This window comes from Helicobacter japonicus, assembly GCF_000762845.2.
GTDB classification, from domain to species: Bacteria; Campylobacterota; Campylobacteria; order Campylobacterales; family Helicobacteraceae; genus Helicobacter_C; species Helicobacter_C japonicus.
This window is the reverse complement of record NZ_JRMQ02000022.1, coordinates 1-6,094: the sequence shown is the minus strand read 5'-3', so window position 1 is coordinate 6,094 and position 6,094 is coordinate 1. Positions and strand designations below refer to the sequence as shown.

Here is a 6,094-nt window from a genome sequence, read left to right as displayed (position 1 = left end):
TTACCCTTAAAGGTTCATCGTATGCCTGCACTCTTAGAACATATAGGTGGAAGAAATGATACGATTATTTATATTATCTTAGGGTTTGTGGTGTGTTTGGGGATAGGGAATGCTACCACAAAATTGCAAAAAACAATAGATAACAAAACATTTGCACTCTTAGGCATAATGTTTGTATGCTGCATATTCACACTTCTTACCCAAGACTACAACGCACCATTTTTATATTTTAACTTTTAAAAACAAAGGAAGTTGAATGCAAACATTAGGATTAAAACAAGTTGTTATTTTTATATCTTCTGCACTCCTCTTTGCAGTAGGCTATTTTACATTCATCGCCATTTTAATGTTTTTTCTTAAAATTCCTGTGCTTACGCATACTGAAATTTGGCTTGAAAATATGTATAAATTAAAAGATATGATTAATGATAAAGCAACCACAAAACAAAGGCTTATTGTCGTAGGTGGTTCTAATTCACTTTTTGGTTTTAATGGAACAATGATTGAAACTTATACTCATTTTAGATTTATTAACTATGCTACCCACGCTGGTTTGCCTATAAATTATCATATTGATAAGATTATAGCAAAAGCACAAAATGGAGACATCATCATACTTCCATTGGAATTTAACTATTATTCAAGGAGTGCCCCGACAGAAGATTATTGGTATATCAGCAATATGCTAAGTTGGGGAGATGGGTATTATAAATATATCAACACGACACATAAGGTATTGGCACTCCTTCACAATAATCCTATACAAACATTATCGCAACTCATACAATTCATAAGATACACAGCTTATCAACCAAATATTCCAGAAAATAAAGATAAGGATATGGAAAAAATTGTAAATCAAGAAATTACAATATCACAAAAGCCATCTAATGAAATCACTACTCTTCCTTGTCAAGCAAATTGGCAAGGTTATGATTACAAATCTTCAAGCCCTAATGGTGATTTCTGCTCACAAGAAAATACTGAACCCTTTTATAAAGAATCTGCCTATCTTGATGCACAATTAGAAATATCCTCTTTTTTTCTTAGTGAATATAAACGACTAAAAGAATTTGCAGATTCTAAAAATATAAAAATATTTTTGTTTTATCCCGCAACTATGGAAAATCCTTTATTTAGCCTCACAGATAATCAAACTTTTCAAAAAATTGAAAATCTTGCATCTCAACTTGCCACTCATAATATCAATATTTATGGAGATTTTAGAGATTCTCATTTTAACTCACAATATTTTTTTGACACAAACTACCATCTGAATGCTAAAGGGGCAAATCTCCGCACAAGTATATTTATCAAACAATTACTCCAATTACCGATACATTAAAATATCCTAAACATAACATACAAATGCGCATAATTTGCAATTTTGTAACCATAGGACATTACAATTTCACATTTACTTAAATCCTAAAGGAGACATAATGAAATTACTCTACACTCTTTTGTGCGTTACTCTCTGTATTTTTAGTCTGAATGCTTGTAGTAGCAAAAAACAGCCTGTTGGCAATTTTCAAAGTGTAGAATGCCGCACAATTTGCAATAATAATCAATGCACCCAGCAATGTATTGGCGCAAGCGGAGATTATTACAAAAAATAATCATTCATAACATACCCTAACACTATGTTTGCCTCTGCTTATAATCTCATCTTCAAACATTTTATTTATGTTTATGATGCAGGATTTTTTGGATTGTTTTATGCCTTTAAGGCAATGATTGCCATTTGTATAAGTGGAGGACTTTGCTTTATCATCTTTGGCACTCCTGTGATGATTTGGGCAGTAATGATGGCAATGTATGTCTTTTTCCTCAATGGATTCACAAGCAATAAAGATATGGATTGGCAATATCTTGTGTTATTTGTTCTCTTTGTATGCGCACTTATTCCCATTTTTGGTGTGTGGGAAGAAAGCCTTTGGCTTATCATTCCCTCTATGCTTCTTGCCTTTGGTATTGGCATTGGCGAAGTGTATGATAACGACTTACCAAAAGTCCTTACACTCGCACTTGTCAATGCACTTGTAGCAAATATTTATGTCAGCTCACACCCTGATGTGCCACTATGGCATTGTATGGGTGCGGCTCTGCTCGGTGGGAGTGTGAGTATTGGTGTAAGACTTTTTATATCATTTGGACAATATGGTAGATTCATACAGACACAATTTGTCGCTCAACTCTTTGAAATCTCTATGATGTGCGAGAATCTTGGCACAAAAAATTATGAGACACTCAAATCTCAAGCTCTCAATCATATCTCTTTGCTCAAATCAAAACTCACTTCCGCTTCTGCTAAAATTAAAGATGCTCACCTTATCAAAAACCACAAACGTGCCCTCTTTTATCTGTATAAACTTGAAAGCGTATGCTATGTGCTTGATTTAATGAATTATTATTTTTTACATAATCATTCAAAAGCATTGCAAGAAGCACAAAAAGAAATGGCGTATAACCTCAACGAACTTTCACATATTTTTTATGGAAAAAAGCCAAATATCACAAAGCATTGCTTAGAATCTGCACTTAAAAATAATGCGGATTCGCAATGGATTAGTGCACTTAAAATTTTCTACTCAAAAGTAGAATCTTTTACGCGTCTCTCATCTTTGCAATCTCAAGCCTTTGTAGAAAATACAAACACAAAAAACCTTGCAGATATGTATGCTTCACTTAAACATAATCCTACACCATTTTTTTATGGTGTGAGATATGCTGTGGCGATTGGCTGTGCGATGTTTTGCGCACAATTTTTTCAAATCAATCACGGCGCGTGGATAGCTCTAGGTGTAGTTTCTATGATGCACCAAAACATTGGCACAATCAAGACAATGGGGAAAGATTCTATTCTTGGAAGTCTTTTAGGACTGATACTTGGCGTTACTCTCGTGCTAAGCTTATGGGATACGCCTTTGCTTTTGTATATTTTTATCTTCAATCTTTTTTTGGTAGTGTATTTTAAAACCTATCCTTTTGTGCTGTGGTCTTTGGTGCTGATGTTTGAGCTTGTGCTGATGTTTGCACTTTTAGATAGTAATTTTATTGAACTCATTACTTATCGCTTTGGAGATATTTTACTTGGATTTTTGCTTGCATTTTGCATTTCTAAAATTATCTATCCACATTATAGTGCCGATGAACTTATCCCGCAAACAAAACTATGTCTAGAATCCTTTGGCATACTAGTAGTGAGCCTAGAAGACTCTAATGGTTACACACTCACGCGTCAAAATCAGCTTATGCGCTCTCTTGATGAACTTTCTTCTTTTATCAAAGAAAGTCGCGAAGAGAAAAAACTTTATGGAGAGCAGATTTTGCAAGGCTTTGTGAATCTTGCTGATAACTTCACACATTTAAAAGAATCACTTTTTACTCTATGCGAAAAAATCACCCTACAAAATACAAACGATATGCTTTTAAAAAATGACTTGAAAGCCTTGCGTGTGCGATTTTATATGCTTTGTGCAATGCTAGATTCTAAACCTTATTATTTTAAAACCGATGAAGATGAGCGATTCTTGCTCAAAGATAATCAAATTTATCCTATTGTGCGTGAAATTTTTGAACTACAAAATAAAATTTACACTTTTTTGCATACCACACTTGGCAAATAATATATTAGAATGCTTAGAGGCTTTAAGCAATTTTATTTTACAATACTGAAATTTAATCACAAAGGATTTAGATGAAAAAAGCACTGATTACAGGTATCACAGGGCAAGATGGTGCATATCTAGCAGAATTTCTCCTTAAAAAAGGCTATGAAGTGCATGGGGTAAAGCGCAGAAGTTCTCTTTTTAACACTGACAGAATCGACCATCTCTATCAAGACCCGCACATTGATAATCGCAATTTTTTCTTACATTTCGGTGATTTGACAGATTCTATGAATCTCACACGCATTATTGCGGATACACAACCTGATGAAATTTATAACCTTGCAGCAATGAGCCACGTTGCTGTGAGCTTTGAAACACCAGAATATACTGCAAATGCCGATGGAATAGGCACACTTAGAATCTTAGAAGCTGTGCGTTTGCTTGGATTAACCCAAAAAAGTAGAATTTATCAAGCCTCCACAAGTGAGTTATATGGCTTGGTGCAGGAGATTCCACAAAATGAAAAAACACCATTTTATCCACGCTCACCTTATGCGTGTGCGAAACTTTATGCGTATTGGATAACGGTAAATTATCGTGAAGCCTATAATATGTTTGCAAGTAATGGTATTTTGTTTAATCACGAAAGCCCAATTCGAGGCGAAACTTTTGTAACGCGCAAAATTACTCGTGCAGTGGCAAAAATTGCACTTGGCTTACAGGATAAGCTCTATTTAGGCAATCTCTCTGCTAAACGCGATTGGGGGCACGCCAAAGACTATGTGCGTATGATGTGGCTTATTCTACAAGCTAAAGAAGCTGAAGATTGGGTGATTGCCACAGGCATAACCACAGAGGTGCGTGATTTTGTCAAAATGGCATTTAATGAGCTAGGCATTGAAGTAGAATTTAGAGGTGAGGGTATCAATGAAAAAGGCTATATCAAAAAATGCAATGGAGATTTTCAGCTAGAAATTGGCAAAGAAGTGGTGAGTGTTGATGAACGATATTTCCGCCCTACTGAAGTGGATTTACTCATAGGCGATGCGAGCAAGGCAAGAGAAAAACTCGGGTGGATTCCAGAATATGACTTGTCTGCACTTGTCAAAGATATGGTGCAAAGTGATTTGAAGCTTATGCAAAAAGACAAATACCTAAAAGATGGTGGTTATAAAATTTTAAGTTATTTTGAATAACAAAACTTTTAATCATAAGGAAAGCAAATGCAAAAAGATTCTAAAATCTATATCGCTGGACATAAAGGACTTGTAGGAAGTGCGATTTACAAAGAACTCCAAAATCAAGGCTATACAAATATCATTACAAAAACGCACAAAGAATTAGATTTGATACATTATGAGCGTGTAAGTGAATTTTTTGCTAAAGAGCAGCCTGAATATGTATTTTTGTGCGCGGCAAAAGTAGGTGGGATTTTGGCGAATAATACTTATAGAGCAGATTTTATGTATGAGAATCTTGCCATTCAAAATAATATTATCCACAATGCGTATGTAAATAATGTGAAAAAAATGCTTTTTCTTGGCTCAACTTGTATTTACCCCAAAAATGCTCCTCAACCAATTTCTGAAGATTCTTTACTCACAAGTGAGTTAGAATATACCAATGAGCCTTATGCGATTGCTAAAATTGCAGGGCTTAAAATGTGTGAATCATATAATCTCCAATATGGAACAAATTTTATTTGCGTAATGCCAACGAATCTTTATGGAGAAAATGATAATTTTGATTTGGAAAACTCTCACGTTTTTCCAGCTCTTTTGCGTAAATTCCACTTAGCAAAACTTTTGTATGAAAACAATCTCCACGAAATAATGCAAAATCTCGGACTAAGTGATGAAAAAATGACATTAGAATATCTCCAAAAGTTTGGCATTAGTGCTAAAAGTGTAGAAATATGGGGAAGTGGCAATCCTAGAAGAGAATTTTTATATGTAGAGGATTTGGCAAATGCGTGTGTGTTTATTATGAATAATCTTAATTTTAAAGATGTATATGCAAAAGATTCTATACAAATCCGCAATACACAAATTAATATTGGCACAGGAGAGGATATTTCCATTAAAGATTTAGCATATTTAATCAAGGATATTGTGGGCTTTAAAGGGGAAATCTACTTTAACACAAGCAAACCCGATGGCACGATGCGTAAATTAAGTGATGTAAGCAAAATCCACTCTTTAGGCTGGAAACATAAATATTCCCTTAAAGAAGGGATTTTAAAAACATATCAAAATGTCTTTAACAGCTATTTTTGATTTGCCTTAATTTTGGCACTTATGCCAAATCGTATAGAATCTCATTTGAAAGGACATACTATGAAAGATATAACACATAATTCCCATAATGCTTATAAACTAACGGGGGGGGGGGGATAAAGCAACTTCTCTCTAATGCATTTGCCCCACACTCCCGTAAAGGTGCTTTTTTCTTTTTCATATTTCTTTTTGTTTATTGTATAG

General features: G+C 34.4%; 5 protein-coding genes and 1 pseudogene. All 6 read left to right on the top strand.

What is annotated here, in order from left to right:
- A pseudogene (locus LS65_RS10080) lies at positions 1 to 240 on the top strand (MBOAT family O-acyltransferase); the annotation flags it as partial.
- A 16-nt stretch (positions 241 to 256) separates the two neighbouring features.
- Positions 257 to 1,345, top strand: coding sequence for a hypothetical protein (locus tag LS65_RS09400; protein WP_034363178.1), 1,089 nt, complete (start codon positions 257 to 259; stop codon positions 1,343 to 1,345).
- 97 nt (positions 1,346 to 1,442) lie between these two features.
- Positions 1,443 to 1,619 (top strand): hypothetical protein, encoded by a 177-nt coding sequence (locus tag LS65_RS10075; RefSeq protein WP_201274357.1) that lies wholly within the window; start codon positions 1,443 to 1,445, stop codon positions 1,617 to 1,619.
- A gap of 24 nt (positions 1,620 to 1,643) precedes the next feature.
- Positions 1,644 to 3,629, top strand: a complete 1,986-nt coding sequence (locus tag LS65_RS09395) for an FUSC family protein (RefSeq protein ID WP_034363179.1) — start codon at positions 1,644 to 1,646, stop codon at positions 3,627 to 3,629.
- A 71-nt stretch (positions 3,630 to 3,700) separates the two neighbouring features.
- The gene (gene gmd, locus LS65_RS09390) at positions 3,701 to 4,810 is read left to right on the top strand and encodes a GDP-mannose 4,6-dehydratase (protein WP_034363181.1); all 1,110 of its coding nucleotides are present in this window, start codon (positions 3,701 to 3,703) and stop codon (positions 4,808 to 4,810) included.
- 27 nt (positions 4,811 to 4,837) lie between these two features.
- Entirely contained in the window at positions 4,838 to 5,890 is a 1,053-nt protein-coding gene (locus LS65_RS09385; RefSeq protein ID WP_034363183.1) for a GDP-L-fucose synthase family protein, read from the top strand.
- Positions 5,891 to 6,094: the final 204 nt, after the last annotated feature.

Bases quoted from the DNA above. Each gene is read 5' to 3' on its own strand.
- LS65_RS09400 (WP_034363178.1), top strand. From the start codon at position 257: ATGCAAACATTAGGATTAAAACAAGTTGTTATTTTTATATCTTCTGCA.
- LS65_RS10075 (WP_201274357.1), top strand. From the start codon at position 1,443: ATGAAATTACTCTACACTCTTTTGTGCGTTACTCTCTGTATTTTTAGT.
- LS65_RS09395 (WP_034363179.1), top strand. From the start codon at position 1,644: ATGTTTGCCTCTGCTTATAATCTCATCTTCAAACATTTTATTTATGTT.
- gmd (WP_034363181.1), top strand. From the start codon at position 3,701: ATGAAAAAAGCACTGATTACAGGTATCACAGGGCAAGATGGTGCATAT.
- LS65_RS09385 (WP_034363183.1), top strand. From the start codon at position 4,838: ATGCAAAAAGATTCTAAAATCTATATCGCTGGACATAAAGGACTTGTA.